Source organism: Frankia sp. CcMO1 (genome assembly GCF_977945845.1).
This window is the reverse complement of record NZ_CDWTMG010000044.1, coordinates 1-26,814: the sequence shown is the minus strand read 5'-3', so window position 1 is coordinate 26,814 and position 26,814 is coordinate 1. Positions and strand designations below refer to the sequence as shown.

Annotated in this window: 23 protein-coding genes; 17 read left to right on the top strand and 6 right to left on the bottom strand. The window is 70.7% G+C overall.

Annotated features, from left to right (window positions below; translation table 11 throughout):
* Nucleotides 1–940: 940 nt before the first annotated feature.
* From AC08OU_RS08490 to AC08OU_RS08480, 3 genes are all read right to left on the bottom strand, one after another.
* Nucleotides 941–2,242, bottom strand: a complete 1,302-nt coding sequence (locus tag AC08OU_RS08490) for a DUF445 domain-containing protein (RefSeq protein WP_476599500.1) — start codon at nucleotides 2,240–2,242, stop codon at nucleotides 941–943.
* 173 nt (nucleotides 2,243–2,415) lie between these two features.
* On the bottom strand, nucleotides 2,416–2,718 hold the full coding sequence (locus AC08OU_RS08485) for a DUF6343 family protein (RefSeq protein ID WP_476595690.1): 303 nt from the start codon (nucleotides 2,716–2,718) through the stop codon (nucleotides 2,416–2,418).
* 161 nt (nucleotides 2,719–2,879) lie between these two features.
* The gene (locus AC08OU_RS08480) at nucleotides 2,880–3,653 is read right to left on the bottom strand and encodes an enoyl-CoA hydratase-related protein (protein ID WP_462186581.1); all 774 of its coding nucleotides are present in this window, start codon (nucleotides 3,651–3,653) and stop codon (nucleotides 2,880–2,882) included.
* A 933-nt stretch (nucleotides 3,654–4,586) separates the two neighbouring features.
* Here AC08OU_RS08480 and AC08OU_RS08475 point away from each other — a divergent pair.
* The 5 genes from AC08OU_RS08475 (at nucleotide 4,587) to AC08OU_RS08455 (ending at nucleotide 10,204) form a co-directional block, all read left to right on the top strand.
* Nucleotides 4,587–7,601 (top strand): sensor histidine kinase, encoded by a 3,015-nt coding sequence (locus tag AC08OU_RS08475; protein WP_476599498.1) that lies wholly within the window; start codon nucleotides 4,587–4,589, stop codon nucleotides 7,599–7,601.
* Entirely contained in the window at nucleotides 7,601–8,020 is a 420-nt protein-coding gene (locus tag AC08OU_RS08470; protein WP_476599497.1) for a roadblock/LC7 domain-containing protein, read from the top strand. The genes AC08OU_RS08475 and AC08OU_RS08470 overlap by 1 nt, the downstream gene beginning before the upstream one ends.
* A 111-nt stretch (nucleotides 8,021–8,131) precedes the next feature.
* Entirely contained in the window at nucleotides 8,132–8,503 is a 372-nt protein-coding gene (locus tag AC08OU_RS08465; RefSeq protein ID WP_462186584.1) for a DUF742 domain-containing protein, read from the top strand.
* Complete coding sequence (locus AC08OU_RS08460; RefSeq protein WP_462186585.1) at nucleotides 8,484–9,107, top strand: GTP-binding protein; 624 nt, start codon at nucleotides 8,484–8,486, stop codon at nucleotides 9,105–9,107. Before AC08OU_RS08465 ends, AC08OU_RS08460 begins: the two co-directional genes overlap by 20 nt.
* A gap of 101 nt (nucleotides 9,108–9,208) precedes the next feature.
* Nucleotides 9,209–10,204 carry a LuxR C-terminal-related transcriptional regulator gene (locus tag AC08OU_RS08455; protein ID WP_476599494.1) on the top strand — a complete coding sequence of 332 codons (996 nt, stop codon included), beginning with the start codon at nucleotides 9,209–9,211 and terminating at the stop codon, nucleotides 10,202–10,204.
* Between the two features lie 88 nt (nucleotides 10,205–10,292).
* Here AC08OU_RS08455 and AC08OU_RS08450 read toward each other — a convergent pair whose 3' ends face one another.
* Entirely contained in the window at nucleotides 10,293–10,439 is a 147-nt protein-coding gene (locus tag AC08OU_RS08450) for a hypothetical protein (RefSeq protein WP_462202858.1), read from the bottom strand.
* A 442-nt stretch (nucleotides 10,440–10,881) separates the two neighbouring features.
* On the opposite strand from AC08OU_RS08450, the gene AC08OU_RS08445 reads away from it, so the two are divergent.
* The 10 genes from AC08OU_RS08445 to AC08OU_RS08400 all read left to right on the top strand — a co-directional run bounded on the left by AC08OU_RS08445 (nucleotide 10,882) and on the right by AC08OU_RS08400 (nucleotide 17,308).
* Complete coding sequence (locus AC08OU_RS08445) at nucleotides 10,882–11,271, top strand: TcmI family type II polyketide cyclase (RefSeq protein WP_476604598.1); 390 nt, start codon at nucleotides 10,882–10,884, stop codon at nucleotides 11,269–11,271.
* Between the two features lie 181 nt (nucleotides 11,272–11,452).
* On the top strand, nucleotides 11,453–11,710 hold the full coding sequence (locus tag AC08OU_RS08440; RefSeq protein WP_476593231.1) for an acyl carrier protein: 258 nt from the start codon (nucleotides 11,453–11,455) through the stop codon (nucleotides 11,708–11,710).
* Between the two features lie 51 nt (nucleotides 11,711–11,761).
* Entirely contained in the window at nucleotides 11,762–12,250 is a 489-nt protein-coding gene (locus tag AC08OU_RS08435) for an SRPBCC family protein (RefSeq protein ID WP_462186588.1), read from the top strand.
* A gap of 59 nt (nucleotides 12,251–12,309) precedes the next feature.
* Entirely contained in the window at nucleotides 12,310–12,735 is a 426-nt protein-coding gene (locus AC08OU_RS08430) for a cupin domain-containing protein (RefSeq protein ID WP_476599504.1), read from the top strand.
* Entirely contained in the window at nucleotides 12,732–14,036 is a 1,305-nt protein-coding gene (locus tag AC08OU_RS08425; RefSeq protein WP_476599491.1) for a beta-ketoacyl-[acyl-carrier-protein] synthase family protein, read from the top strand. The genes AC08OU_RS08430 and AC08OU_RS08425 overlap by 4 nt, the downstream gene beginning before the upstream one ends.
* Nucleotides 14,033–15,334, top strand: a complete 1,302-nt coding sequence (locus tag AC08OU_RS08420; RefSeq protein WP_476599490.1) for a beta-ketoacyl synthase N-terminal-like domain-containing protein — start codon at nucleotides 14,033–14,035, stop codon at nucleotides 15,332–15,334. Before AC08OU_RS08425 ends, AC08OU_RS08420 begins: the two co-directional genes overlap by 4 nt.
* A gap of 117 nt (nucleotides 15,335–15,451) precedes the next feature.
* Entirely contained in the window at nucleotides 15,452–16,189 is a 738-nt protein-coding gene (locus AC08OU_RS08415) for an SDR family NAD(P)-dependent oxidoreductase (RefSeq protein WP_462186591.1), read from the top strand.
* A complete protein-coding gene (locus AC08OU_RS08410) occupies nucleotides 16,189–16,530 on the top strand; it encodes an antibiotic biosynthesis monooxygenase family protein (protein ID WP_462186592.1) in 342 nt (113 codons plus the stop codon). Before AC08OU_RS08415 ends, AC08OU_RS08410 begins: the two co-directional genes overlap by 1 nt.
* Before the next feature lie 2 nt (nucleotides 16,531–16,532).
* Nucleotides 16,533–16,877 carry an antibiotic biosynthesis monooxygenase family protein gene (locus tag AC08OU_RS08405; RefSeq protein ID WP_476599489.1) on the top strand — a complete coding sequence of 115 codons (345 nt, stop codon included), beginning with the start codon at nucleotides 16,533–16,535 and terminating at the stop codon, nucleotides 16,875–16,877.
* Between the two features lie 146 nt (nucleotides 16,878–17,023).
* A complete protein-coding gene (locus AC08OU_RS08400) occupies nucleotides 17,024–17,308 on the top strand; it encodes a DUF262 domain-containing protein (protein WP_476599487.1) in 285 nt (94 codons plus the stop codon).
* 250 nt (nucleotides 17,309–17,558) lie between these two features.
* On the opposite strand, the gene AC08OU_RS08395 is transcribed toward AC08OU_RS08400, so the two are convergent.
* Entirely contained in the window at nucleotides 17,559–18,968 is a 1,410-nt protein-coding gene (locus AC08OU_RS08395; RefSeq protein ID WP_476599502.1) for a transposase, read from the bottom strand.
* Between the two features lie 801 nt (nucleotides 18,969–19,769).
* On the opposite strand from AC08OU_RS08395, the gene AC08OU_RS08390 reads away from it, so the two are divergent.
* Complete coding sequence (locus AC08OU_RS08390) at nucleotides 19,770–21,035, top strand: hypothetical protein (protein WP_476601709.1); 1,266 nt, start codon at nucleotides 19,770–19,772, stop codon at nucleotides 21,033–21,035.
* A gap of 1 nt (nucleotide 21,036) precedes the next feature.
* Here the strand turns inward: AC08OU_RS08390 and AC08OU_RS08385 are convergent, their stop codons facing one another.
* Nucleotides 21,037–25,800 carry an AAA domain-containing protein gene (locus AC08OU_RS08385; protein ID WP_476601708.1) on the bottom strand — a complete coding sequence of 1,588 codons (4,764 nt, stop codon included), beginning with the start codon at nucleotides 25,798–25,800 and terminating at the stop codon, nucleotides 21,037–21,039.
* 368 nt (nucleotides 25,801–26,168) lie between these two features.
* Here AC08OU_RS08385 and AC08OU_RS08380 point away from each other — a divergent pair, with 368 nt between their 5' ends.
* The gene (locus AC08OU_RS08380; RefSeq protein ID WP_476604597.1) at nucleotides 26,169–26,621 is read left to right on the top strand and encodes a hypothetical protein; all 453 of its coding nucleotides are present in this window, start codon (nucleotides 26,169–26,171) and stop codon (nucleotides 26,619–26,621) included.
* The last annotated feature ends 193 nt before the right edge of the window (nucleotides 26,622–26,814 follow it).

Sequence of the window (26,814 nt, the reverse complement as noted above, 5' to 3'; positions counted from 1 at the left end):
CCCCGGGCCCCGCCACCGCCCGGACCGCCGCGGCCCCGGGCCGGACGAGGCTGGCGCTGCGGGGCGTGGGAGTGCTGGGCCGGGTGAGACTGGGAGTTTCCATACTGAGACAGAGGATCCGCCGATCAGGTCAGGGCCGCCATGGGTCCACCCGGACTGGATGAGGTGTTCCACACCAGTCCGCGTATCGTCCGGAGGCCGGGGGTACGGCCGGGTTTCGCGACCGGACCCACCGGCGGGTCATCCCCGCTAGGGCGCTCGCACCGACCTCGCACACCCGACCGTTCGGCCGGGCGCGGACGGCCTTGCAAGCCGTCGTTCTGTTCAAGGTACATCGCCGTCCCGCCACGCGGAGTGTGAGAGACGCCGATCCTGCGGCTGTACGTCTCGGGCTCACCCGCCGGTTCGTCCCGGGTTACTCCTTCGGGCGAGCGGGTCGCCGGCCGCGGTCCGCAGCCCCCGGTCGCGGCGGTGACGTGCCCGGCCCCACGGAAGTGGGTGGTCCCACCGGAGTGTCCGATCCCACGGCGGGGTCCGGCCCGATCGGGGAGGGCCGCCATCCAGGCCCGCAACCGGCGGGCGAGCAGCAGTCAGAGCAGCAGCGGCGCGAACGGCATCGCTGTGAGGTTAGGGGTAGACGAACGGAAAGCCGGAGTACACCGCCCCCCGTGCCGGGGGCGGGATAGGGATCGAGCCCGTGCTGCCCGGCCGCGCCGGCCCGCAGGAAGACGTCGACGTCGTAGTGGCCGATCCGGGTAATCAGCCCGAACCAGACCAGCATGACCAGTCCGGCGACCGGCAGGCTGGGCCGACCGGGTGGCGTCGGCCATGGCAGTCCCCGGACGGGCTATCGGTCATCCGGGCCGGGCCGGCTCCCACGTTCGTCGCCACGGCGATCGTCCTCGTTGCCCCGCACGCTTCCTCAACCCCACCCGTTGCGTCAGAAGGCGAGTTCGGTGACCAGGTGGATGACCAGTCCCACGAGGGCACCGACGACGGTGCCGTTGATCCGGATGAACTGCAGGTCGCGACCGACGTGCAGCTCGATGCGCCGGGAGGTCTCGTCGGGCTGCCAGCGGCCGACAGTATCTCCGATGATCGCGGCGATGTCGTCCTTGTACCGGCACACCACGCGGGTGGCCGCGTTCGCCACGGTGTGGTCGACGGTGCGCGCCAGCTCCGGATCGGTGGCGAGCTGGGCGCCGAAGGCCGCGAGTTCGTCGGTCGCGCGGACCCGGGCCGTGCTGCCCGGATCGGAGGCGAGATCGAGCAGGATGCTTTTCGCCGTGGCCCACATGGCGGAGATCATCCGGTCGACCTCAGGATGGGCCAGGAGCCGGTACTTGATTTGCTCGACCTGCCGTCCCAGCGCCTCGTCGGTGCGCAGCCGGCCGGCGAAGCCGCGCAGGAACGTGTCCAGGGCGCGGCGTGCCCGGTGCTCGGGGTCGGTGCGCAGCGCCTCGGTGAAGCGCAGCGCCTCGCTGTACGCCTTGGCCGCGACCGCCTCGTCCAGCCACTTCGGCGACCAGCTTGGTGCCCGGTCCTGCACGGTGCGGGTGAAGACCTCCGGGTTCTGCTTCAACCACGTCTCGGCCTCGGTGACGATCACGTCGACCAGTCGATGGTGCAGCCGGTCCTCGACCACCCGTTCCAGCGCCATTCCGAGGGCCCCGGCCCAGGGCCGTTCGACGATGCGGGGCAGCACCGCCTTCTCGACGAGTTCGCGGACCAGGTCGTCGTTCATTCCGGAGATCATCGCGGTGAGCCGCTCCGCCGCCTCGGTCGTGACCCGTTCGGCGTGCGACGGCTGGCGCAGCCAGGCACCGACCCGGGCGGACACTCCGATGCCGTCGATCTTCTCCCGGATCACGTCCTCGGCGAGGAAGTGGGTGCCGACGAAGCTCTCCAGGCTCCGACCAAGCGCGTCCTTACGCCGAGGAATGATCGCCGTGTGCGGGATCGGGAGGCCGAGTGGGTGGCGGAACAGCGCGGTCACGGCGAACCAGTCGGCCAGTGCGCCGACCGCGCCCGCCTCGGCGGCCGCGGCCACGTACCCGATCCACCCCGGGCCACCGCGGGCCTGCCAGCGGGCGGCGAGGAGGTAGATCGTCACCACCGCGGCAAGCAGGCTGCCGGCGATGAGCCGCATCCGGCGAAGCCCGCGGCGCAGGCCCGCCTCGTCGGTGGTGCCGCGCGCGAAGCCAGCCGACACCGGCCCGGAGACGCCCTCCGGATCGTTCATCGCCGCCCGTTCGGTCGGCCGCCCGTCCCGCCGCCCACTGAGATCCTCCTGCTCGTTCCGCCAGCCGGATCGGCGCGGACCGACCAGGCTGGCGGGCGAGCCTGGCGGTGTCGGACGCGACGATCCTCGGCCACCTTATGCGGGAGCACCGCCCATCCGGACCGGCGTGGGGATCATTCGGTCTGGCGCCGGATCCGTTGCTGGATGACGACCAGATCGACGATGGCGACGATGGCGAGGAAGGCGAGGACCGCGGCGCCGGCTGTCTGCCCCCGGACGGCGAAGAAACCGGCGAAGACCCCGCAGAACACCAGGCCGAACGCGGCGAGGACGCGGCGTAGCCCGAATGCGCTGCGAGCCGGGGGGAACCTCCCCGGATCGGAGGAGCCGGAGGAGAAGGCGCGGCGCCACCAAGGCCGGTGCCCGAGGGCACTACCCCGGTCGCGTTGGTGCGGCAGGGAATGGGTCACAGGCACCGGTATGCCCCGCCCGGACGGGGCAACCGGTCGCCCTCGTCGCCGTTGCGGGGCTGGTCCTCCCGGGCCGCACGGACGGCATGGAGCGGGCCGGCACCGACGTCGGTCAGCCCTCGGTGGTCGGTCAGCCCTCGGTGGTCGGTCAGCTCACGGGTGGTCGGTCAGCCCTCGGCTGCCGACGTGCCGTGGCGGCCCGGCAGCCTGGCGGTCATCGCGGATCTCGCCTCGTCGCTGACGAGGCGCTCGGTGAAGATCGCGCTTTCGGCGTCGATGCGCGCCAGCACCTCCGGTGTCCCGCCGTCGTGCAGCAGGGCGCGAGCTGCCGCGAGCGCCTGCGGCGGCTGGGCCAGCAGCGCCGCCACCCGGTCGTCGACCCGGGCGCGTAGCGCTTCGGCGTCGGGAAGCACCTCGGTCACCACCCCCAGTCGGGCGGCCTCGGCCGCTCCGAGGGACTCGCCGAAGTAGACGATGCGGGCAGCGATGGCTGGCCCGACCCGGCGGGGTAGCAGGAGGGTCGACCCGAACTCGGGGATCACCCCCAGGTTGACGAACGGCATCCCGAGAGTGCTGCGCTCGGTCGCATAGACCAGGTCGCAGTGCAGCAGCAGCGTGGTCCCGATGCCCATCGCGGGCCCGTCGACCTCGGCGACGAGAAGTTTCGTGCTGCGGGCCAGCGTCCGGATGAAGGTCAGCGTCGGACCCTCCGCCCGGAGGGCGTTGGTGGCCAGAAAGTCGACCAGATCGTTGCCGGCGGTGAAGGATCCACCGCTGCCGGTCAACCGGATAACCCGGATCTCCGGGTCGGTCTCGGCCTTGTCGAACGCCTCCGTGAGGGCGACGTACATCGCCTGGGTGAGGGCGTTGCGTTTCTCCGGGCGGTTGATCCGTACCGTCAGCGTGCCCTGGCCGGGTTCGCTCTCGATCTGGCTGCTCATCCGTGTCTCCTCACCGGTCCGTCGGGTTCCTTGACCCGGCCGTGCTCCTGACCCGGTCGTGCCCAGGGGCACAGTGCCACCGGCTGGCCTCGGGTGAAAGCAGTTGTGTCACCTCCGCCGCTTCCGTGACCTCCGCCGCTTCCGCCAGCCGGGCCTCGCTCGGCGATTAACATAGCAGTTCAGCAGCAGCTCATTGGACGGGAGTTGATGGGGAGGTTCGTCGTGGAGTGGCTGTGGAGTGATTGAAGCTCTGGCGGACCGGGTAGGGCCCGATCGGCAATCGCCAACGGGGGTGAACCGGTGGGGCCGGGTGCCCCAATTCCCGCCCCCGGGTGTCTGCAATGTCTACAACGTCTGCAATGTCCGCAATGGGACCACTCTCCATGGTCTGGCACGAGGCGGGAGCTGCAGCCCGGGCGGGGGTCGGGTGGGCCGCGAGGGTGCGATCTGTGTGGCCTCGGATCGTGCGATGTTCTTTCGGCAACATGCCAACATGTGATGTGCTTGCGTTGTCGAGCGCGGTGCGGCTGGTTGATCGGGGCCTTCGTGGCCGCGGAGGATCTGTGCCAGTTAGCGCTGACTGCTGCCCGTCAGTGCTGGTTCGTGCGCATCGCCGTTGTTTGGTCCGGACTGCGCTCATGTAATTCGGGGGCGGGTTCCGGTTGCGCGTTGCGCGCTCGCGAATGTCCGTCACTCGGTGCTACCTCGCCATCCTTTTGCGTTGAAGACGGGTGCCCCCGACCGGGCTAGTTCTTCACCCGCTACAGTTGTCCGCGCCCCCGGAACATTCCCCCGATGCCCGGACCGCCTACTCCAATGCGCCGGCCCGGTGTTGTCATCTGTGGTCTTCCGGTGACATGTCCCGATGGAACTCGACTACTCACCCCCCGCACACGAGGCACTCGACTCCCGGGTGCCGGACGAGAGGACCGGATGCTCCAGAATTGGCCCATCCGCTCGAAGCTAGTGGTGATTCTCGTCGTCCCCCTGGCTGCGCTCGCGGTACTGAGCGCGATACAGGTGCGGGGGAACGTCGACAACGTGCGGGTCGCCAACCGCATCAAGGCACTCGCCGACTTCTCGATCAAAAGCAACGATCTGGTCCAGGCCCTGCAGGTCGAGCGGTACGCCACGAACTCCTATGTCGGTTCCAACTACATGGCCGTCGCTCAGGGGCAGGCGGCGCTCGCCGCCCGCGGCCCGGTGGACCAGGCCCTGGCCGTCTATCGGGCCGGTGAGGCGGCGCTGCCCGCGGCGGGTCGTGACACCCTGGCGACCACGCTCGCGTCGATCTCGGAACGCCTCGGCAAGCTCCCGGCGCAGCGTAAGGCGATCGACGCGCACCAGGCGCAGGTGGACCAGAACATTGCTTTCTACTTGGGTGCCGTGGACGACCTCCTCGCTCTCAACGCCCAGGTGGCGGCCGGAAGCCGTAACACCTCGTTGGTCAACGGTGCCACCGCACTGGTGAGTATCGCGCAGGCCAAGGAGCAGGTCGCCCACCAACGCGGCGCCGTCGTCCGCGTGATCCTCCTCCAGCAGACAGATGTGGCCACGCTGCGGGAGATCCAGACCAGGACCGGGGCGGAGGATGCCTGGCTGGCCCAGTTCCGCACCACGGCCACGGCGGACGAGCAGGAGTTCTACAACGTGACGGTCGGCCGGACGATCTCGGCCGCCGGGACATTGCGTGACGGCACGGTTAACGCCGTGCAGAACGGCCAGCCGCTGACCGTTACCCCGCAGATCTGGCTGCAGGCCTCCGACGCGAAGATCAATGCGATGCGGCAGGTCGAACGCCGGGTCGCGGCCGATCTCGGGACGGCCAGCGCGAACATCGCCAGTTCGGCCACCCGAGACGCGCTTGTCAGCGGTATCGGCGTGGCGCTGGTGCTCGTGGTGTCGGTGGTGATTTCTCTCCTGGTGGCGAGCCCGATGATCCGGGACCTACGCCGACTGCGCCGCGGCGCCCTCGAAGTCGCGAACGAGCGACTGCCCGGAGTCGTCGACCGTCTGCACCGCGGGTCGCCGGTGGACGTGGCCGAGGAGGAATTCCCGGTCGAGGTCCGGAGCAAGGACGAGATCGGTCAGCTCGCCGAGGCGTTTGGCACCGTGCACGCGGTGGCCGTGCGGACCGCGGTGGGGCAGGCCGCGATGCGCAAGAGCATCGGGGACACGTTCCTCAACCTCGCCCGCCGCAGCCAGGCACTCATTCACCGCCAGCTCAAGGTGATCGACGCCTTGGAGCGCAAGGAGACCGACCCGGACGAGCTGGAGGAGCTCTTCCGTCTCGACCACCTCGCCACCCGTATGCGCCGGCACGCCGAGGACCTCATCGTGCTGTCCGGCTCCAAGCCAGCCCGTGGTTGGCGCCGGCCTGTCCCGGTCAAGGACGTCGTCCGTGGCGCCGTCGCCGAGGTGGAGGACTACACCCGGGTCCAGGTGATGTCGATCGACGGAGGGGCCATCAGCGGTCACGCCGTCGGTGACGTCATCCACATGCTCGCCGAGCTGATCGAGAACGCCACCTCCTTCTCCCCGCCCCACACGCCGGTGCATGTCTCCGGGCACGAGGTGTCGAACGGCTTCGTGATCGAGATCGAGGACCGCGGGCTGGGCATGAGTCCGGAGGAGTTCGACGCCGTGAACGAGCGGCTGGCCAACCCGCCCCCCTTCGACCTGTCGACCAGCGAGCGTCTCGGCCTGTTCGTTGTCGGTCGGCTCGCCGAGCGGCATTCTATCTCGGTGAAGCTGCGGTCCTCGCCGTATGGCGGCACGATGGCGATCGTCCTGGTGCCGACCACGCTGCTGCGGCAGGTCGACCCCGACGGGGAGGCCCGGCCGGAGCCCACGCAGATCGCCCCGCCGCTTGCCATGACGCGGGTTCCGGCTCTCGACGGCCCGGCCATCGACGAGGACCGGTTCCGCGGGTCGCTGGTGGACGCGGACGGCGACCTCGCCGGTCCCCCCGCGCTCTCCGAGGACGCGGCCGCGGCTGCGCACGGTCAGGACGAAACGCTCATCGACGATCTGCCGGTCTTCGCCACGGTGCGATCGAGCTGGTTCGTCGCCGACCGCCCGCGGCACCGTTCCAACGGCAGGCGTTCGGACGCTCCGCCGCGTCCCTTGACCCCGCGTTCCGACCCGGCCAGCGGGCCGGGCGAGGAGCCCGGCTCCCGCGGCTTCGGTACCCCCCCGCCGCTGCCGTCGCGCCGTTCGCGTGGCGGCCGCAGGGCCGCGGGGGACCAGCCCCACCAGGCTGTCCCGGACCACCCCCAGACGCCCGGGTTGGACGACCCCGACGGCCCGCCGGCCCGTCCGGGGCAGGACGAATCTTTCCGGGACGAACCCTTCCCGGAGGAACCCTTCCGGGATGGGCCCCTCCGGGACGGACGGGACGTCCCCGGTCCGGGTGGCCACAACGGTGCGCCCGGCTCCGGCTATGGCGGCGACGGCGGCCGTGTCACCTCGCTGTTCGGTGACAGCCCCATGGCCAGGGAGCGGTCGCGCGGTGGTGACCTCGGCTCCGCCGACCCGGGGGAGGCCACCCGAACCGATCCGTTCACCTCACCGCTGGGCCGGCCGGTGGGGTACTCCGGGGGATTCCACCGCGAGGACGCCCCCGCCATGGGCCAGACGGTCGTCCCCCTCGGACGCCCGGCGCCTTCGGCCCGTTCAGACGAGCCCGCCGAGCCGGCCGGGCCCGGCGCGGACGGCCAGCCGCCCGTCAGTTTCACCGAGGTGGGCCTGCCCAAGCGCACCCGGCGGGCCAGTCTCGCGCCGCAGCTTCGCCGGGACATTCCCGAGGAGAGTTCCGGAATGCTCGCCGCGCAACGGAGCCCGGAAGAGATCCGCAGTATGATGTCGTCCTTCCAGAACAACTTTGGTCGTGGTCTGGCGGACGGCCAGGTTTCGAACGACGGTGACGATGTAGGAAAGGTGACCTGATGCGTCCGCTGGGGCCGTCCGAGAACATGAGCTGGTTGCTCAACAACCTCGTCAAGAAGGTGCCCGAAGTCACCTATGTGATTGCGCTTTCCTCCGACGGGTTGTTGCTCGCCGCCTCGTACGGGATGGACCGGGCGACCGCCGACCAACTGGCCGCGGTAGCCTCCGGATTCAACAGCCTGGCGCGCGGCGCGGGTCGTTTCTTCGGGGGTGGAAACGTTCGGCAGACCATTGTCGAGATGGACGAGGGATTCCTGTTCGTCACCGCGGTGGGGGACGGATCGTGCCTGGCCATTCTCAGCAGCCCCGGCGCGGACATCGGTCTCATCGCCTACGAGATGGCGCTGCTGGTGACCCGGGTCGGCGAGTTCCTCACCCCGGAACTCCGGGCTCAGATGCAGTCCGCGCTGCCACTCTGACCTCGGCCCGGCGATCGGGTGGGGGTCCGATCGGTTGGTGGGTCAGCCGGTCGCCCCCTGCGCCATCACCGACCGGATGACAGCAGAATTCTCAAGGCAGGAGGACCGGATATGCCGCGCGATGACGAATGGTTCGACGAAGAGGCTGGTCCGGTCGTCCGCCCCTACGCTGTCACCGGGGGCCGGACACGGCCGACGAACCAGACGTTGGAGCTGGTCGCGTTGGTGACCACCACGCCCAACGGCCGGCTGATGATGCGGACGCTGGAGCATGAGCAGCGCGCCATCGCGCTGCTCTGCCAACGCGTGCAGTCGATCGTGGAGATCTCCGCTCGGCTGAATCTGCCGGTCGGGGTCGCGCGGGTCCTCGTCGGCGACATGCTCGACGCCGGCCTGGTAACCGTGACCCGACCGGCCCGACCCTCCGACCGCCCTTCCATTGCCCTCATCGAAAAGGTGCTCGATGGACTACAGGCCCTCTAGGACGGGGTCGCCGGAAACGGCGCCGCCGCATCCGGTAAAAATCATCATCGCCGGCGGGTTCGGAGTCGGGAAGACGACGTTCGTCGGTTCGGTGAGCGAAATTCAGCCCCTCACCACGGAGGCCGCGATGACGGCCGCAAGCATAGGGATCGACGACACCAGCGCGGTCGGCTCGAAGACGACGACCACGGTCGCGATGGACTTCGGTCGGATCACGCTTCTCGATAGCATTATTCTCTACCTTTTCGGCACCCCGGGCCAGGACCGGTTCTGGTTCATGTGGGATGAGCTCGTCCTCGGCGCGATCGGCGCGGTGGTCCTGGTGGACACGCGGCGGCTGGCCGACTCCTTTCCGGCCATCGACTACTTCGAGGAGCGCGACATCCCGTTCCTCATCGCGCTGAACCGGTTCGACGGTGCGCGGGAGTACCGGGCGGAGGACGTCCGGGCGGCGTTGGACCTCGATCCGCGCCGTCCGGTGGTGTTCTGCGACGCCCGGCAGCGGGAGTCGGTCCGGCAGTCCCTGGTGTCGCTGGTCCGCCACGCCCTCGACGTGGTGTCCGCGGAGGCGTCCCGGTCGGGCCTGCCCCAGCGGTCGGGGTGAGCGGCCGCGTCGGTCCGGTGGGCACGACTGGTCCGGTGGGCACGACTGGTCCGGTCGGCGTCCGTCGGCCACGTCCCGATCCTGCTCCGAGGAAGGGGAAGGTGCTCGATCTCTTCGGTATCGATGAGGTCACCCTGGCCGCCTATCGGCTGTGGCTGTGCCACGAGGTCCTGAGCGTGCCCGAGGTGGCGGAGATGCTCGGCGAGCCGCTGGTCGCCGCGGGGCGGGCGCGTGATCGTCTGGTCGAGCTGGGTCTGCTGCTGCCCTCGCGCGAACGGGCCGGTCACTACGTCGCGGTGCATCCCGAAGCCGGGCTCGACCACCTGCTCCAGGTGCAGCACGAGCAGCTGATCCGTCGCCATGAGCGGCTGCTCCTGGCCCGGGCGCAGATCAGCTCCTTCGTCTCGGACTACCTGGAGAGCCGTCCCGGCGGGGACACCGTCGAGGTAAGGCGGATAGACGGCGCCGACCAGGCCCGTGCGGAGCTGCTCGCGATCGTCGGGCGAGCCGAGCGGGAGGTGCTCGCGCTGCACACCCGGCGCGAGTGGTCCTCGGCCCTGACTCGCGAGGTGATGCCGGTCGAACTGCGCGCGTTGCGGCGTGGCGTGGTGATGCGCAGCGTCCTGCCCCGGTCGATGCGCCTGGACGAGCTCGGCGCCGGCTATGTGCGGACCGTGGCGGCGCATGGCCTGGACGCCCGGATGATCGACGATCCCCGGCTGGACGCCACCGCGGTCGACGGGCGGATCGGCCTGGTCCGACTGGGCCGGGGGTTCGCGACCGGCCAGACCCTGCTCGTGCGCACCCCGGAGCTGACCGCCCTGCTGCTCACCCTGTTCGAACAGGTCTGGGAGGCCGCCGAACCGCTGAGCAGCGAGGCGATAGCCGCTCCCGGGGACGGTGACGACGCGCCGAGCGACACCGAACGGCTGCTGCTGCGTCTGCTCAGCCTCGGCATGAAGGACGAGGCGGCCGCGCGCCACCTGGGCGTCTCCGTCCGCACCGTGCGTCGCATGATCGCCGATCTGATGGCACGGTTGAACGCCCGTAGCCGGTTCCAGGCGGGTACCCTCGCCGCGCAACGCGGCTGGCTCTGAACGGGCCGGTTCTGAGCATCTGGCTCTGAACATCTGGCTCCGAACAGCCGGCTTTCGCGCCGCGGCGGCCCTCCGGCGATAGTCCCGGTCAGGTGAGAGCGGCCGACGTCGGCCAGACGAGGCCCCGGCTCCCCGACCAGAGAACACCATACTCGACCAGGCCGAGGCCGAGCGTGGACGACGTGGTTCCCACGAGATCGAGATCCCGGCTCTCCTCCGGTGGCGTATCGACCACCCCCGGGCACCGGGAAGCCCGCTTACGGTGGTTGTAGCCACGTTGTTCTTTTTGTGTGTGTCAGTTGGCATTTGACTGCCAGGGCAACTTGCTGCCAGGGGAAATCCAGGACAGCCGCGCCGCGTGGCCCCATGCTCTCGATGAGTCAAAGAAGCTGACTGCTTCAGAAAGGCTGGCTGCTTCAGAAGGGTCGCTGGGCTGCCTCAGAAGGGTTGCCGGATGGGAAGCGGTGGTCGCGCACCGGTCACTCCTGCCTGGCTTCATGTTCGTCGGCGGATTCCCCCTGTCACCTGTAACGCGACGCAAGGTGCCGAGGTCGGTCCGTCAGGGCCGGTCCGCCCAGCTGCCCATGCACACGGTACCCGTGCTTGCCATGCACACGGTACCCGTGCTTGCCTGGGGTCAAACACACGTTTTCCAAGAACATGTCGAGGAGATTCTCGTGCCCTCAGCCACCGGTCCCTCGGTTACCGGTCCGCAGAACCCCGCCACGCCGTCCGGAGGCCAGTCACACCGGACTCTCATCGTGGCCAGGATGAACCCTGCCGACGCTCCCGCCATCGCGGCGACCTTCGCCGAGTCCGATGCCGGAGAACTACCCGGAATCGTGGGTGTGACCAGGCGTGACCTGTTTCACTTCCATGGCCTTTACTTTCATCTGATCGAGGCTCCGACTAACGTCAGGAACACCGTCGAGAACGTCCATGAGCATCCGCTGTTCGTCGACGTGAGCAAAAAGCTCGGGAAATACGTCTCCGCCTACGACCCGGAGACCTGGCGCACCCCCGGGGACGCGATGGCGCAGAGTTTCTATTCGTGGACGGCCGGCTGAGCCCCCCGGTACACCACCGGGCTCCTGATACACGGCCGGGCTCCTGTACACCGCCAGAGTACCGGGCCCGCCGGCTGCGGCCGCGGCCGGTCATCAGCGACTGCGTCCTCGATTCCGCCCACAGGTACGCCCAGTTTTTCATGTGAACCCCGAAACCCGAAAATGAAAAAGGGAGTACGACATGCCCCGGCAATGGTCGGCCGATGCCCTGCTTGACTTCCTGGTCGAACAGGCCGGTCTGCCCTCGGACGAGCGGCCGACGGACCTGGACGTGACCTTCATCGACATCGGCCTCGACTCGCTCGCCTACCTCCAGCTCTCGGCAGAGGTGGCCGGGACCTTCGGGGTGGACCTCCCGGCCGAGCTGCCGGAGAGCTGGACCCTCGCCGAGATCCTGGCCACGGTGAACGCGGCTCTCGACCAGCACGAGACGGTCTGAATCCGCCGTTAGTTTCCACGTCCCCTACCTTCCAGGTCGACCGGAGCCGACGTGAGCGGGCACACTGACAACTCGATTTTCATCGATGCCGACATTGAAACCGTCTGGACCATCACCAACGATCTGAAATCCTGGCCTGACCTCTTTACCGAATACGCCTCGGTAGACATTCTTGAGCACCACGAGAACACCTTCAAGTTTCGCCTGACCATGCATCCCGACGAGAACGGGACGGCGTGGAGTTGGGTGTCCGAGCGGACACTCGACCCGGCCACCCGGCAGGTGCGCGCGTACCGCGTCGAGACCGGCCCGTTCGAGTACATGCACATCCACTGGAGCTACACGCCGGAGGGCACCGGCACCCGCATGCGCTGGGTGCAGGACTTCCACATGCGCCCGTCGGCGCCGGTGAACGACGAGCAGATGACCAACCGCATCAACACCAACACCGCCCGCGAGATGTCGGTGATCCGGGAGAAGGTCGAGCGGGCCGCCGCCGAGCTGCCCCCGGTCTCCCTCGCGCTGCCGGAACAAGTCTGAGGAGAACGAGACCGGTGACTTCCGTGACAGCGATTCCGAAGGTTCTCTGCATTCACGACATGACCCCCAACCGTCGGCGCGGCGGTGACGTCCGCACGCTGCTCTCCCCGGTGACCGTGGGTTCGACCTCGGGTTTTTTCGGCACCCTGACCCTCCAGCCGGGTGAGGTGGTGACCGAACACCTGCACCCCTACTCGGAGGAGTTCCTCTACTGCGTGCGCGGCATTGTGACCGCCCGACTGGACGGTCAGTACCAGGACCTGCCGGCCGACCACGGGGTGTGCATCCCGATCGGGATGCGCCACCGCGTCGTCAACACCGGCGAGGAGACCGCCTTCCTCGTCTTTCACCTCAGCCCGCTGGCACCCCGGCCCGATCTCGGCCACGTCGACACCGAGGTACCGTTAGACCCGGACGCCCCGCACGCTCCGGTCGCCCCGTCGGCACCCACCGTCGACGCCTTGCCCCACGGGTCCGGACAGTGAGCGGACCAAGACGGACGGCGGTCACCGGGATCGGGGTGGTCGCCCCCGGCGGGGTCAACCGCAAGGAGTTCTGGACCCTGCTGACCGACGGCCGTACCGCGACGCGGCGACTGTCGTTCTTCGACCCGACCCAGTTCCGTTCCCAGGTGGCCGCCGAGTGCGACTTCGACCCGGCGGCGGCCGGCCTGACCGCCCGGGAGATTGCGCGTAACGACCGGTTCGTGCAGTTCGGCTTGGCCGCGGCGTTGGAGGCGGTCGAGGACAGCGGCCTGGACCTGCGGGGCGGCGGTGATGGCGGTGATGGCGGGGGTGGCGGTGATGCCGGGGACGGCCCGATCGTCGGCGTCAGCATCGGCAGCGCGGTGGGCGCGACCACTCGCCTGGAGAACGAGTACGTCGAGGTCTCCGACAGCGGGCGGGACTGGGAGGTTGATCCCCGGTACGCCAGCTCGTTCCTCTACCACGCGATGGTGCCGAGCTGCCTGGCCACCGAACTGGCCTGCCGGTTCGGCACACACGGCCCCGCCTTCGTGGTCTCCACCGGCTGCACCTCGGGCATCGACGCGGTCGGCTACGGCCATCAGCTCATCGTCGACGGCGAGGCCGACATTGTCATCGCCGGTGCCTCCGACGCGCCGATCTCCCCGATCTCGATGGCGTCCTTCGACGCGATCCGCGCGACGACGGCCCGCAACGACGACCCCGAACACGCCTCCCGTCCCTTCGACGCCAGCCGGGATGGCTTCGTGATGGGGGAGGGCTGCGCCGTCCTCATCCTGGAGGAGCTCACCGCCGCCCGGTCGCGCGGTGCGCACATCTACTGCGAGGTGGGTGGGTACGCCTCGCGCTCGAACGCGTTCCACATGACCGGACTGCGCCCCGACGGGGTCGAGATGGCCGAGGCGATCCGGGTCGCGATGGACGCGGCGCGGGTCGGAGCCGACGACATCGACTACATCAACGCGCACGGATCGGGCACCAAGCAGAACGATCGGCACGAGACGGCCGCCTTCAAACGTTCGCTGGGACAGCGGGCGTATGACATCCCGGTCAGCTCGATCAAGTCGATGATCGGGCACTCGCTGGGCGCGATCGGGTCGATCGAGATCGCTGCCTGCGCCCTGGCGATCGAGAACGACGTCATCCCCCCCACCGCCAACTGGACCACCCGCGACCCCGAGTGCGATCTCGACTACGTCCCGAACATCGCCCGGGACCACGCTGTCGACGTGGCCCTGTCGGTCGGCAGTGGTTTCGGTGGCTTCCAGTCGGCGATCGTCCTCGCCGCCCCGACGCGATGAACGCCGCCGTGGAGGCCTCCGCCGCGACGGCCGCGGGGCCCGCCCACCGGGACGGTTCGCCGCAGGCCCCGGTCCGGCCGGTCGTCACCGGGCTCGGCGTCCTCGCGCCCAGCGGCATCGGGACGGAGGAGTACTGGGCGTCGACCCTGCGCGGCGAGTTGAAGATCGCGCCGATCAGCCGGTTCGACACCACCTGGTACGACGCCACCCTCGCTGGAGAGGTCGCCGGTTTCGCGGTGGAGGACCACGTCGACAAGCGGTACATCGTCCAGACCGACCGGTGGACCTGGTTCGGGATGGCCGCGTCGCGCCTCGCCATGGCCGATGCGCGCTACGACCCCGCCGCGCACGATCCGTATGCGACCTCGGTGGTGTTCGGCAGCGGGTCGGGCGGTGTCGACATCGGACAGCGCGAGCTGGGACGGCTGTGGACCCGGGGCCGCACCGCGGTGAGCGTCTATCAGTCGATCGCCTGGTTCTACGCGGCGACGACCGGGCAGACCTCGATCCGGTATGGTTTGAAGGGGCTGTCGGGGGTCCTGGTCAGTGACGGTGCCGGCGGAATCGACAGCCTCGCCCAGGCCCGGCGGATTATCCGCCGCGGCACGCCGACGGTGCTCGCCGGGGGGGCCGAGGCGAGCCTGACGCCCTATGCGATCACCGGTCATCTGTCCAGCGGCCGGGTCAGCACCGCGACCGTTGCTGCGGACGGCTACAAGCCGTTCGACGTCCGGGCGAACGGTTACCTGCCCGGTGAGGGTGGCGCGACGCTCGTGCTCGAGGATCCGGCCGCCGCCGCCGCCCGGGGAGCCCCGCACGTCTACGGCGAGATCGCCGGCTACGCCGCGACGCACGACGCCGCCCACCACGAACGCCCCGCCCCGGACGTGCGCTGGCTCGCCACCGCGATGCGCCGGGCCCTGCGCGACGCCGGCCTCACCCCGGACGACGTCGATGTCGTCTTCGCGGACGGCGCAGGTTCACCGGACCTCGATGCCCAGGAGGCGGCGGCGATCCGCGCGGTCTTCGGCGCCCGGACGGTCCCGGTGACGGCGCCGCAGGGCTTCGTCGGCCGGCTCCTCGCCGGCGGCTCGGCGTTGACGGTGGCCGCGGCGTTGCTGTCCATCCGGGACGGGGTCATCCCGGCGGTGGGCAACCTCGACACCCCCGATCCGGCCCATGGGCTCGACCTCGTGCGTACGCCCCGGCGTGCACCCGTGCGGGTGGCGCTGGTGAACGCCCGTGGCTACGGCGGTTTCAACAGCAGCCTCGTGGTTCGCGCCGTCGGTTCCCGCTGAGGGCGTACCCACCCGTACCGCCTGCCCCTGCCCGCTCACCTCACGACCCCTCACCTCACGACCCCTCGGCAGCCGACCCCTCGGCAGCCGACACCTCGACACAGGAGACAGTCAGCGATGTTCTCAGACCTGGCCGGGCGACGCGCCCTGGTTACCGGCGGTACCCGCGGCATCGGACGGGCCGTGGTGCTCGGCCTCGCCCGAGCCGGTGCGACGGTCGTTGCCGGCCACCAGCGCCAGACCGAGGATGCCGAGAGCCTGCGCCGCGAACTCAAGGACACCGGCGGCGACCATCTGCTCGTCCAGGCCGACGTCGCCGATCCGGGCCAGATCACCGAGCTCGTCGAGGCCACCGGCACCCACCTGGGCGGCCTCGACATCGTCGTGAACAACGTCGGCACGATCAGCCACATCCCCTACGCGCAGCTGCCCCTGGACGAGTGGACGCAGGTGCTGACCACCAACCTCACCGCCACTCACCTCGTCACGCAGGGCGCGTTGCCGCTGCTGGGGGACTCCGGCTCGGTGATCAACATCGGGTCCGGCTCCGGGGTGGTCGGTCTGCCGCTGCGGGCCCACTACACCGCGGCGAAGACCGGCCTGATCGGACTGACCCGCTCGCTGTCCAAGGAGCTCGGTGTCCGCGGCATCCGGGTGAACCTGGTCTCCCCAGGAGTCATCGAGACCCACCATGCCGAGGGCATCGACCCGGCCGTCAAGGCGGCCTACACCAACCGCATCCCGCTGGGACGCATCGGGACGGCCGAGGAGGTCGCCGCGGTCGTCCTGTTCCTGGCCAGCGACGTGTCGTCCTACGTCAACGGCGCCACCTTTGCCGTGGACGGAGGCATCTGATGGCCTCGACCCCGCCTTTTCGGATCATGCTGACAATGCGGATCCACCCCGGCCGGGAGGTCGAGTTCGAGCAGACCTGGCTGCGGATCGGCGACGCGGTCACCTCGCACCCGGCGAACCTCGGGCAGTGGCTGATCCGCTCGGAGGACGAGCCGAGCACGTACTACATCGTCAGTGACTGGGTTGACGAGGAGCAGTTCCGCGAGTTCGAGCACAGCGAGCGTCACCTGGTGCACCGCAAGGCGCTGCACCCGCTGCGCGCCAGCAGCTCGATGGTCACCGGTACCGTCGTCGCCCAGCTGGCCGGTACGGCCTCCCTGACCGTTCCGGCGGGAAGCTGACCGTGGCCGGCCCGGCGAAGGTTCGGGTCACGCTGTGGGCGGTTAACCCGCCCGGCGATCCCGGCGCGGTGGAGCGGGCTTACCACGAGATCAGCTTCAAGCTGGTCGGCACGCCTGGCCTGCTCGGTAACACGCTGCACCGGTCGGCGGCGGACCCGTCCCGGTTCGCGGTGGTCAGCGTTTGGGCGAGCATGGCCGAGTTCAACGTGTGGGAACAGGGGGCGGACCACCGCGGGACGACCTCACCGCTGCGTCCCCTGCAGGACCCGCAGCGCCCTCCAATGATCGACATCGAGGTCGCCGCGTACGGCCCGGACGGGCCCTTCGGGGACGATCTCACGGATTGATCATCAAGGTCCAGTAGTCGAGGTCCGGTGGCTGGGGACCGATCGTCGCCGCGGCTGTGCCGTGCGTCAGCCCCACCGCCCGAACGGGCGGTGGGGCTGACGCACGTGGACCACGAAGAACGTCTTCCGGATGATCTACGGATATCATGGTGGGCGTGGACGAGTCATCCCGCCGGTCCGACGCGGCGCGATTCAAGATTGAGGAGCTTCTGGATAACGCCAGGCATGGCCAGATCCGGATTCCTCGATTCCAGCGTGGGCTTCGTTGGATGTCGTCCGATGTCGAGAAGCTCTTTGACAGTATTTATAAGGGTTTTCCGATCGGCACACTTCTCTTCTGGCGCCGGGCTCCCCCGGCTGGAACCGTGGAGATCGGCCCGATAAGGATAGCGGCGAACGCTCGTTCAGACCTAGGAGTCGAAATGAAATAACTTGCGCGTTTCGAACCCTCCACAGGCCTGTGACCTGCGATGATGATCTCGATCGCGTATTTGTTACTTCATTACGTCCCCCTAGATCCGCCAGTAGTGCCGGCTTGCATGATCAAAGTTCGGTGATCTTCCCTTTTCGGGTTTGTTGATGTTGTTTTCGACGGCTGGGCAGGGTGAAGGCCCGGCTGTCGTGCCGGGTGAGCGCCGGGTCCACGGCCCGGGGGCGTGTTCCGCGTAGAGAACGGGCTGGTCAGACGGCCGCGGGCAGGGCGTGCAGCCGGGCGAGGGCGGTGGTTAGGTGCTGGTCGCGGCCGGGTGGCAGGCGCAGGATCAGTTGGCCTGCGTGGCGGGTGACCCGGCCGGGGATGGTGATCAGTTCGTGGCGGAGCCGGTCGCCGTGCGCGCGCCCGGCGCGCTGGTCGAACCCGGTGAGCGTCTGGAGCAGGGTGGACAGCCAACCGGCGAGGATCGCGGCCCACGTCCAGACGGTGTTGATGGTCGGGTCGGCTGAGGGCAGGTGGCGTAGGCCGGCGCCGAGTTTGTGGTCCTTGATCTGGGTCTCGATGTCGGCGTGGCCGCGGAACCAGTGCTCGAGCGCGACGATGTCCGGCCCGTCGTTGGCGGGGATGTTCGTGACGATGAAGCTGACCGCCCAGGCATGGTCGACGATTCCGTCAAGCGCGAGGGTGAGCTGGGCTTTCGGGATGGTGCGCCGCCGCCGTGAGCGGGGGTCGGTGGAGATCTCGGCGGCGGGGACCTTCACCCGGCGGATGATCGTGTAGGTGCCGGGCGGCCAGCCGGTCGGAGCGTAGCTACTGGTGGCGACCTGGGCGCCGGTCATGTCCCGCGCGTCCGTCCAGGACGTCTCCTCGACGGCGGCGTAGGCGCGCCAGAACGCGGAGTTACGCGGCGCGGCGATTGCGAAGTCCATCCCCGCGGCCACGGCGGCGCGGGCGAGGTCGCCGGTGAAAAACCCCGAGTCCGCGCGCGGCAGCGGCGGCGCGCGGACCGCGACCGGCAGGTTCGCCAGAGCCCGCGCGAACAGGCCTGCCGCGCGCGGACGGACGTCCTGGTCGCCGGCGAGCAGGTCCGCGGCCAGGACCAGCCCGGTCCTGGCCCACGACGCCAGCAGCGGCCGGCCGGCCTTCTTCCCCTCGTAGGTATAGGCCACGCCGCGCTTCGTGCGGCCGAAGACCTCGACGTCCGAGGAGTCCAGGTCCAGCGTCGGCCGATCCGTGACCAGCTCGGCCCGGCGCTGCGCGGGTAACCGGGCCAGCCAGCGGCCGGCGAGCACCCCGACCGTCGCCTCGACCCCGGCCAACGCGCCCGGCCCGAACCTGGCCGCCAGCCTCGCCGCCGTCCGCGACGGCGCGAACGGCCCGCCGCCAGCAGCCCGCCCGCCTCGTCCAGACGCAGCCGGTCCAGCCCGGACAGCGTCGCCTGCCCTGTCAGCTGCGCCGTGGCCAACCCGACCAGCAACTCCCCGGCCGACAGTCCCCGCGCCCGCTGCTTGACCGGCCCGACCCGCTCGTCGAGCGTCTCGACGACCCCGAGCCGATCCACCAGTTCGCTCACCGCCGCCAAGCCGGCCAACCCGGTCAGCGACCGGTCCGCCGGCCCGACCCGAACCCGCAGGGCCCGTTTCCGCGGCCCGGTCGATCTGCGTAGTCTCTTCACCCGGCGGGTGCCTCTCGTCAGGACGTCATCGGTTGGTGGTGGTAAGGAGTCGAAATGAAATAACTTGCGCGTTTCGAACCCTCCACAGGCCTGTGACCTGCGATGATGATCTCGATCACGTATTTGTTACTTCATTACGTCCCCTAACCCCGATTCTTCCTGCACGGCAGGCACCCGCTCACGTTCCAACGATCTACGAACCCCCAACATCACCAGCTACTGGCGGATCTAGGTCAGACCGTCGTGGCTATGAAAGATTCCATCGCATCGCTTACCGGCTACCCGGGAATTACCGCTGGATTCGTCGCTCGAATACGGTCGCACCAGGAGGAACTGCCGGTCTTCAGGGACTGTTAGCGGCGCGGGCCGCGGTCGCTTCGAGGATGACCGCGGGATCGGTTCTCCTCCCGGAGAATCCGGTGCTGGCCCACCTGACGTACCGCGGCCTGGTCGATAGGGGAAGTCGGGTCGTTTCGCGACGACACCCTCCAGTCCGGCGGCGCCGGCTGCCAAGATCTCCTGGATCGCCCCACCAGCTCCTCCGGCGGGCTCAGTTCTCTCCGGCCGGTCAGGCCTGCCAGTATGGCCCGCTGTTCGAAGCGGGGCAGCCCGGTCGTCTGGTGCCCATCTTCGCCTGCTTCGACCAGGTGTCCGATGATGCCGCTGAGTGCCGGTTCTGCGCCGAGGTGTAGAAATGTGCGGTCTGCCCAGGACAGTCCCGGTGCGTACTCCTCGGCCGTGAAGGCGGCGGCGCGGGTGCCCCGGGCTCCGGAATCGGGGGGTTATGCCGGACTCATCCGCTCTTGATGTCCTGATCGGGCTCGCGCTGCTCTTTGCCGCGTTCAGCCTCGCCGTCTCCCGGATCAACGAGGCCGTGCTCGCTCTGTTCCGCTACCGGGGGCGCCAGCTGGAGGCCGAGCTGCGACGGCTGCTCGGCGGTGACCGGCCCGCCGAACCGTCCGATCCGGGGGCGGACCCGCCCGCGGATCGTCCGGACCTCGTCGCCGAACTGTTGGACGGGCCGCTTTTGGCCATGCGCGCCACCGGCCGCGACACCTCCCTGCCGGCTATGGCCGACCATCCGCCGGTTTCCGGGACCTGGGGCTCGGTGCGCCGCGCGCACACACTGCGGTTGCCGTCCTACCTGCCGTCCACCGCCTTCGCTCAGGCGCTGCTGGACCGGGTCGACCCGCCCGCCCGGGCCATGCTGTCCCAGCTCCGCCCGGACACCCTGCCCGACCACGTCTCCGACGAGGCCAGGGCCGTGTACCGGCGGGCCTACGACGGTGCCCGGCATGCCCTCGAGGAGAGGTCCGCCCAGGCCCTGTACGACGCGATGCCCGTGGATCACCCCACCGGGCGGGTCGTGGCCGCTGCGCTCGTCGCCGCCACCAAGGCCGGAGCCGTGGGAACGGTGGAGGACGGGCTCGCCGCGATGCCCCCCTCCCCGGTGAAGACCGCGATGACCACGGCGATAGTCCAGGCCGGCGGGGACCGCGAGAAGGTCGTCCTCGAGCTGGCCCGGTGGTACGACGACGCGATGGACCGCCTGTCCGGGTGGTACAAGCGGCGCATCGCCGTCTTCCTGCTCGGCTACGCGGTCCTGCTGTCCGTCCTGTTCAACCTCGACGCGATCGGGCTCGCGCGGGCGTTCTGGCAGGACGGCACCGTGCGGCAGGCGGCCGTGACCGCGGCCCAGGCCGAGGTGGGTTCATCCGGCGAGGCGGCCGGGGGCTCCGCCGGGGATTCCGCCTCCGGCACCCGCCTCACCTCCGACCAGCCCACGGTGGGGGACGCCACGGAACAGGTGATCAAGACGGTGCGCGACGCCTCGGGGCTCGCCTTCCCGATCGGCTGGGTCCACAACTCCGCGGGCCGCGACGACCCACGGGAGGTTCCCGACTCCGTCGAGGGCTGGTTCCTGAAAATCGCCGGCATCGCGATCGCCTGCTTCGCGCTCACCGCCGGCGCCCCCTTCTGGTTCGACCTGCTTGGCAGACTGGTGAACATGCGCGCCACCGGCCCCAAACCCCGGGCCGCCAACGGATAGATCAGGACTCTTCCGTCGGCGGGCCGGCTGGTGGCCGTGGTGGCCGAGGTGGCCGAGTTGTGGGGAGCAAGGCACGGTCCAGGGACCGCAGACCGTGCTCAGGTCCCCCAAATTCGCCAGCCGGCACTGGCACTGGCACTGGCACCGGCACCGGGTGGATGCCGAGCTGGTCGAGACGCCGCACCAGCGCGTCCAGGGTCGGCCGGGGATGCCGGTAGAACTCCGAGCCGCGGATCCGGAAGAACGTCCAGCCGAGCCGTTCCAGGATCCGCTGGCGGCGCAGATCCGCCTCCCACTGGTCGGGCCCGTGGAAACGGTCACCGTCGCACTCGACCGCGAGGCGGGGGCCGCGGCGCCCCACATCCCCAGTGGCGGCTCCTGCGGCGGCGGCTCGCTTGGCGGTGGCTCCTTCGGTGACGGCTTGTTCGGCGGTGGCTCGCGCGGCGGCGACCCCCCCGACGACCAGGTCGGAGACCCCCCCGACGACCAGGTCGATCCGGTAGCGCCCGACCGGATGCTGGGGGCGAACCCGGTAGCCGCGGGCGAGGAGCTCGCGCAGGACGGCCCGTTCGAACTCGCTCTCGCAGCGATCGGCCAGATCCGCGTCGAGCCGTCCGGTCTGCCCGGCGTACATGTACTCGATCAGCTGGCGCCGCACATCGTCGTCGCGCAGCGTGGCCGGGTCGACGCTGTGGAACACCCACATCTGGTTGCGGGCGCGGCTCGCGGCCACGTTGACCCGTTGCTGGTCACGGCGGCGGGTGGCGGCCGAGCGGTTGTCGTCCGCGACGACGGAGATGAAGATGACGTCCCGTTCGTCGCCCTGGAACTGGTACGGGTCGCCGACCCGCAGGTCGCGGCGGGAGAACTCGCGTTCCCCGAGCCGTTCGACCAGGGTGTGTTCGATGAGGCGGGGCTGGCCGGCGCCGAGCAGGGTGACCACGCCCATGCTCATCCCCTCGTAGGCCGGGTCGGCGCAGCAGGCGAGGACCCGCTCGACAAGGGCCTGCGCCTCCGCCGGGTTCGCGTCGCCGAAGCGGGTCTGCGACCGGGCGCCCCCGGGGACCCGGACCGGTCGCAGCGGCGCGCCGATGGCGAGCTCCGGATCCTCCCGCAACGGCAGGATCTGCTGGTCGTAGAAGCGGTTGGAGAAGCCGATGATGTCGGGCAGGCAGCGGAAGTGTTCCTTGAGCACGATGGTGCGCGGGAAGACCCGGGCCGCGGTGTCGTAGAGACTCGCCTCCACGTCGAGCAGCGAACGCTGGGCGACGTCGGGCAGGTGCGCGTCCATCAGGGCATGCACCTTGGCCCGTTCGATGCCGACGGCCTCCGGACTCGTCTGGGCGTCGTCGCCGACGACGACGGCCTTGCGGCCCAGGCTCAGCACGCCGAGGGCCAGTAGGTCGCACTGGCTGGACTCGTCCACGATGACCACGTCGAACAGGTCGTCGGCGCCCGGCTCGAAGCTCTCCATCACCCGGTGCGTCGGCATGATCCACACCGGTACGGCGCCCATCGCCGCCCGCATGTGGGCCCGGGCCTCGGCGCGCCACCGCGGGGCGTACTTCCCGGTGCCCTTCCCGATCCGGTCGAGTGCCTGCACCCAGCCGGTCAGCGCCCGGCGCTGGGAATCGCCGAGCCGGATCGCCAGGCCCAGCCGGGCGGAGCGACGCGCGGTCTCCAGCACCAGGGCGCGCACGTGCCGCGAGGCGTCGGCGAGCTGACGGCCGAGCGTGGTGAGGTCGCCGTCGGCGTGCAGGTCGTCGAGCCAGGTCTGGGCTTGGCGCCAGCGCCACGCCTCGCCGGCCCGCACCGGATCGCCGGCCCGTACCGGATCGCCGGCCCGCATTGGATCACCGGCCTGCACCGGATCACCGCAGCCCGACGGGTCACCCTGCCCGGTGAGGATGGCGTCGGTCCACAGCGGCGCGACCGCGCGCAGCCGGGCCGCGAGCCGGTCCCGGCGTTCCACGTCGGGGCGCAGCGCCGCCAGCCGGGCGCTTTCGTCGAGCAGCGCCGTCCAGGCCGCCAGGTCCCGCCTGGCCAGCGCCTCGTGCAGGCCGGCCCACACCCGGCCGGCCTGCGGGCCACGGCCTCCCTCGGTGAGCGCCCGTTCCACCACGGCGAGCGCACCGACGATCTCCTTCTCGCGCCGTCGGCCGGTCGCCGCGGCAAGCAGGCCGGCGAGGTGGGAAAGCGTGTCCGGGTCGGAAGGCGCCGTCGTGACGCGATGGCCGGAGGCGAAGCCGGCGGGGAAGACGGCGGGGAAGACGGCGCGCAGCCGGGCGGACAGCTCCGGCGCCGCCCGGCGTTCCCAGTCGACGGCATCGGCGAGGCCGCCGGCGACCGCGTCGAGCCGGGTGAGGACGTCGGGTGCCGCGGGCTCGACGGCCTCGCCGCCGAGGGCGGCGGCGATCGCGGCCTGACGGGTGGCGGCGGCGGTCAGCGTCTGACGGCGGCGCACCTCTGCCTCGACGATTGCCACATCGCCCACCGTGCGTGCGACCAGCCCGTCAACGCGCACCGCGTCGTGCAGGTCCCGCAGTTCCCGCCCGCCGAGGCGGGGGATCCCCCGGCCGGCGGCGAAGCGGCCCCGCAGGTCGGCGAGCAGCCTCAGCTGGACCCGCGAGTCACCGGTGGGCAGCTCGATGGAACGGCCGAAGGTGAGGGTGGTCAGGCGGCGCAGCTCGGCGACCTCGGCGGCGAGGGCCGTGGCCTGGTCGGCCCAGAACCCGGCCTGCTCACCCGACGGCGCGCACTGCGCCCGGGCGGTGGCGAGCCAGCCGACCGACAGCCGGCGCAGCCGGTCGGCGGCGGCCCGGGTGTCCTCGACCAGGGCACGGACGCCGTCGGCACTGTCGGCACTGTCGGCGTCGAGCGCGTCGAGCGCGTCGACGGACAGGCCGGCCTGTTCGAGGTCGGCGAGCCCGGCGCGGATCTCGTCGAGTTCGTCGTGCAGCCGGCCGAGGGTGACCGCGCCCGGCAGCGACGCGCCGTCCGGCAGGTCGTCCGGCAGATTGCTCGCGGCGGCCCGGGCGTCGGCGGGGGTGATCTCGCGCGCGGTCCGGTAGAGCTCGGCGAGCTCGGCCGGGCTGAGCGGAAGCGCGTGGGTGGGGTCGAGCCGGTCGGGGACGAACCCGAACTCGTCCGCGCGCTCGGCCAGCCAGCTCGCCACCTCCGGCGCGCGTTCCCGCCCGTGCGGCAGGTCGAACTCCCGCGCCTCGCTGGCCAGCAGGTCGATCATCCGCAGTTCGAGGGTGCGGGCGGTGGCGCGGGCGGCGTCCAGCTCCTCGGCGAGGGCCTTCACGGCCGCGGTCTCCCGCGCCGGGTCGACCTCGCTGACCGCCCCGGAGATCTCTACGACAGCGGCGCGCAGTTCGTCGAGGTCGGCCCGGCTCGACCCGAGCACGGCGACGGTCAGGTCGCGCAGCTCCCGCGGGATCTTGTCGCGCAGCACCGTGAGGGCTTGTTCGTCCTGCGCGGTGACGAGCACCCGCTGCCCGTGCGCCACGAGGTGGCAGATCATGTTCGCGATGGTGTGGCTCTTGCCGGTGCCGGGCGGCCCCTGCACGGTGACCCCGCGGGCGCCCGCGAGTTGCCGGGCGATCCGCTCCTGGTCGGCGTTCGTCGGCAGCGGCATCAGCAGGCGTTCACCGAGCCCCGCGGGAGAGTTGTCGTGACCGCGCCGGCCACGGCCTCGATCGGCGTGGGCGCCGTCGGCCCGCTCGTCCGCGCCGAGCGCGGCGGCGACGAGCCTGTCGTCGGCGACCACGGCGGCGATGGCCTCGGGGAGCACGTCCCGTTCGGCGAGGGCGGTCCGCAGCTCCGCGTAGAACTGCGCCTGCAGAGCCGGCCGCGGCCGCACGTACACCGCCCAGGTGTCGACCAGGACGGGACTCGGCCCCGGCGGGGGCACCGGACCGGTGGTCGCGCGGGCGTCCAGCCCGAGCGGGGCGAGGATCTGGCGGTGCAGCTCGGCCCGGGCCGGGGCGTCCCACGGATCGGCCGGCGCCGTCCGCAGCCGGTCGCGCAGGGCCGACATCTCGTCCAGACCGGGGAGGCCGAGGCCGTGCAGGGGCTCGGTCTCCAGGCTCGCCGGACCGTCGGGATGCAGCCGGATGACCCCGGAGTCCGGATCGACCGTCAGCACCATGCGGGTGACGAGCAGCGGATGGATGATCGTCGCGTCGCCGACCCGCCAGCACAGCACCGAGTGCCCCCAGGCCAGCTCCACGGTCGCGGCCTCGCGCTGCAGCCGCAGGCGCAGGTCGAACAGGCGCTGGTAGAGGGCGCGCGCGTCGCGGGCGGCGCGTGCCCCGGGCGCCCACGGCCGCCACACCTGACGCACCCAGGCGTCGAGCAGGGCGACGGCGCCCGGCGGAGCGTCCCGCTCCTCGCCCGGGACGCCGGGAGCGGGAGGCTCGCGCTCCCTGGTCCGCTCGACGGCCTCCGCGTCCAGGAGATGGGCGGGGATGGTAGGTGGGGCGTCCGGGCTCACCACCGTCCCGGCCAGGTAGCGGTCGAGCGGGGGTGGCCAGCTCGGCGCGGCCGGCTGGGGTACCCGGGCGACCTCCAGCCAGCTCTCCCGCTGCGTTGTCGGGCCGAACCGGATCCCCGGATGGGACGGGACGTCAGCCGGAAGGAGCGGAGCGGGGACGTACTCGGCGAGCTGGCGACGGGGGGCACCGCGCCGTTCGGCGGCGAGCGCGGCCAGGTAGTCCAAGAGCCGAAGCGACCGGCCACGGAGCTGATCACGGGCGGACATCGGGCTCCTCGGCCGGGGGCTGGGTCAGGGCGCGGCGGCGCGACGCTAGCTGCCGTCCGCGTCTCCGCCTGATCGACCTTACGACCTGTCTCCGACACAATCGCCGGCTTCCGGCTTGTCCCGCCCGGACCGCTGCCCGAGGAGGCTGCCTGGGACGGGCGGCGCGTTTCCGCCCGTGGCCACACCCACGCCGGACGAGGCCGATGCCTGATCCGCTACCAGGGACGCACGTGGGGCGGCGGACCGTCGGCGTGTCGATCCTGTCGTCTTCTGGACACGCATAGTGACTATCGGTACCGTCCGACGTCGTCTGGTCCGACGTCGTCTGGTCGGGCTGCGCCGAGTCGGGTTGCTGGGGGAGAACCACCATGGGATTGCGTTCCGGCGGTGCCGCCGTGCTCACGAGCATGCTGGTTGTGCTGACCGCGGTTCCGGTCGCGGCTTCGCGCCCCGCGGATGGCCCGTCGCGTTCCGTGGCGGAAAGCTCGCGTTCCATCGACGAGGTGCCGGACCAGGTCTCGCTCCGGGCTCTCGACGGCGGCGGCGACCACGGCAGCGGCGGCGGCGACCACGGCAGCGGCAGCGGCAGCGGTGGCGGTGGCGGTGGCGGGGACCATGGCCGTGGTGGTGATGGGGACTCCAGAGCGTCCGCCGGCACGGGTGCGTCTCGGCACCCCGCCCCGGACAGGACCGGGACGGATCCCCGCGGGAACTCGCTTTCCTATACCGGTGGGCAGATCGGCGTCCTCGCCGTACTGGCGGCGCTGTTGCTCGGTGGGGGTGCCTTCTGGCGACGCGCGCACCGGGCCGGGCTGTCCTGAGCGCGGTGACCTGCCGGCTGCCGGCCGGCGAATCTGGGGGACCTGAGCACGGTTTGCGGTCCCTGGACCGTGACTGGCTCCCCCAAATTCGGCCGCCGCGCGATGGTGGTCACTGCATAAGCTGACCGTCTCCCGGCCGTCGCGGCCGCCAACGTCGCGGGGCCTCCGGACCCGGGTACGGTCTGGTCTAGGG

Excerpts from the sequence above, each read along its gene's own strand:
- AC08OU_RS08420 (WP_476599490.1), top strand. The coding sequence starts at position 14,033 with ATGAACGCCGCCGTGGAGGCCTCCGCCGCGACGGCCGCGGGGCCCGCC.
- AC08OU_RS08475 (WP_476599498.1), top strand. The coding sequence starts at position 4,587 with ATGCTCCAGAATTGGCCCATCCGCTCGAAGCTAGTGGTGATTCTCGTC.
- AC08OU_RS08440 (WP_476593231.1), top strand. The coding sequence starts at position 11,453 with ATGCCCCGGCAATGGTCGGCCGATGCCCTGCTTGACTTCCTGGTCGAA.
- AC08OU_RS08480 (WP_462186581.1), bottom strand. The coding sequence starts at position 3,653 with ATGAGCAGCCAGATCGAGAGCGAACCCGGCCAGGGCACGCTGACGGTA.
- AC08OU_RS08380 (WP_476604597.1), top strand. The coding sequence starts at position 26,169 with ATGGGATTGCGTTCCGGCGGTGCCGCCGTGCTCACGAGCATGCTGGTT.
- AC08OU_RS08415 (WP_462186591.1), top strand. The coding sequence starts at position 15,452 with ATGTTCTCAGACCTGGCCGGGCGACGCGCCCTGGTTACCGGCGGTACC.
- AC08OU_RS08490 (WP_476599500.1), bottom strand. The coding sequence starts at position 2,242 with ATGAACGATCCGGAGGGCGTCTCCGGGCCGGTGTCGGCTGGCTTCGCG.
- AC08OU_RS08390 (WP_476601709.1), top strand. The coding sequence starts at position 19,770 with ATGCCGGACTCATCCGCTCTTGATGTCCTGATCGGGCTCGCGCTGCTC.
- AC08OU_RS08470 (WP_476599497.1), top strand. The coding sequence starts at position 7,601 with ATGCGTCCGCTGGGGCCGTCCGAGAACATGAGCTGGTTGCTCAACAAC.
- AC08OU_RS08385 (WP_476601708.1), bottom strand. The coding sequence starts at position 25,800 with ATGTCCGCCCGTGATCAGCTCCGTGGCCGGTCGCTTCGGCTCTTGGAC.
- AC08OU_RS08400 (WP_476599487.1), top strand. The coding sequence starts at position 17,024 with ATGGTGGGCGTGGACGAGTCATCCCGCCGGTCCGACGCGGCGCGATTC.
- AC08OU_RS08460 (WP_462186585.1), top strand. The coding sequence starts at position 8,484 with ATGGACTACAGGCCCTCTAGGACGGGGTCGCCGGAAACGGCGCCGCCG.
- AC08OU_RS08410 (WP_462186592.1), top strand. The coding sequence starts at position 16,189 with ATGGCCTCGACCCCGCCTTTTCGGATCATGCTGACAATGCGGATCCAC.
- AC08OU_RS08430 (WP_476599504.1), top strand. The coding sequence starts at position 12,310 with ATGACCCCCAACCGTCGGCGCGGCGGTGACGTCCGCACGCTGCTCTCC.
- AC08OU_RS08465 (WP_462186584.1), top strand. The coding sequence starts at position 8,132 with ATGCCGCGCGATGACGAATGGTTCGACGAAGAGGCTGGTCCGGTCGTC.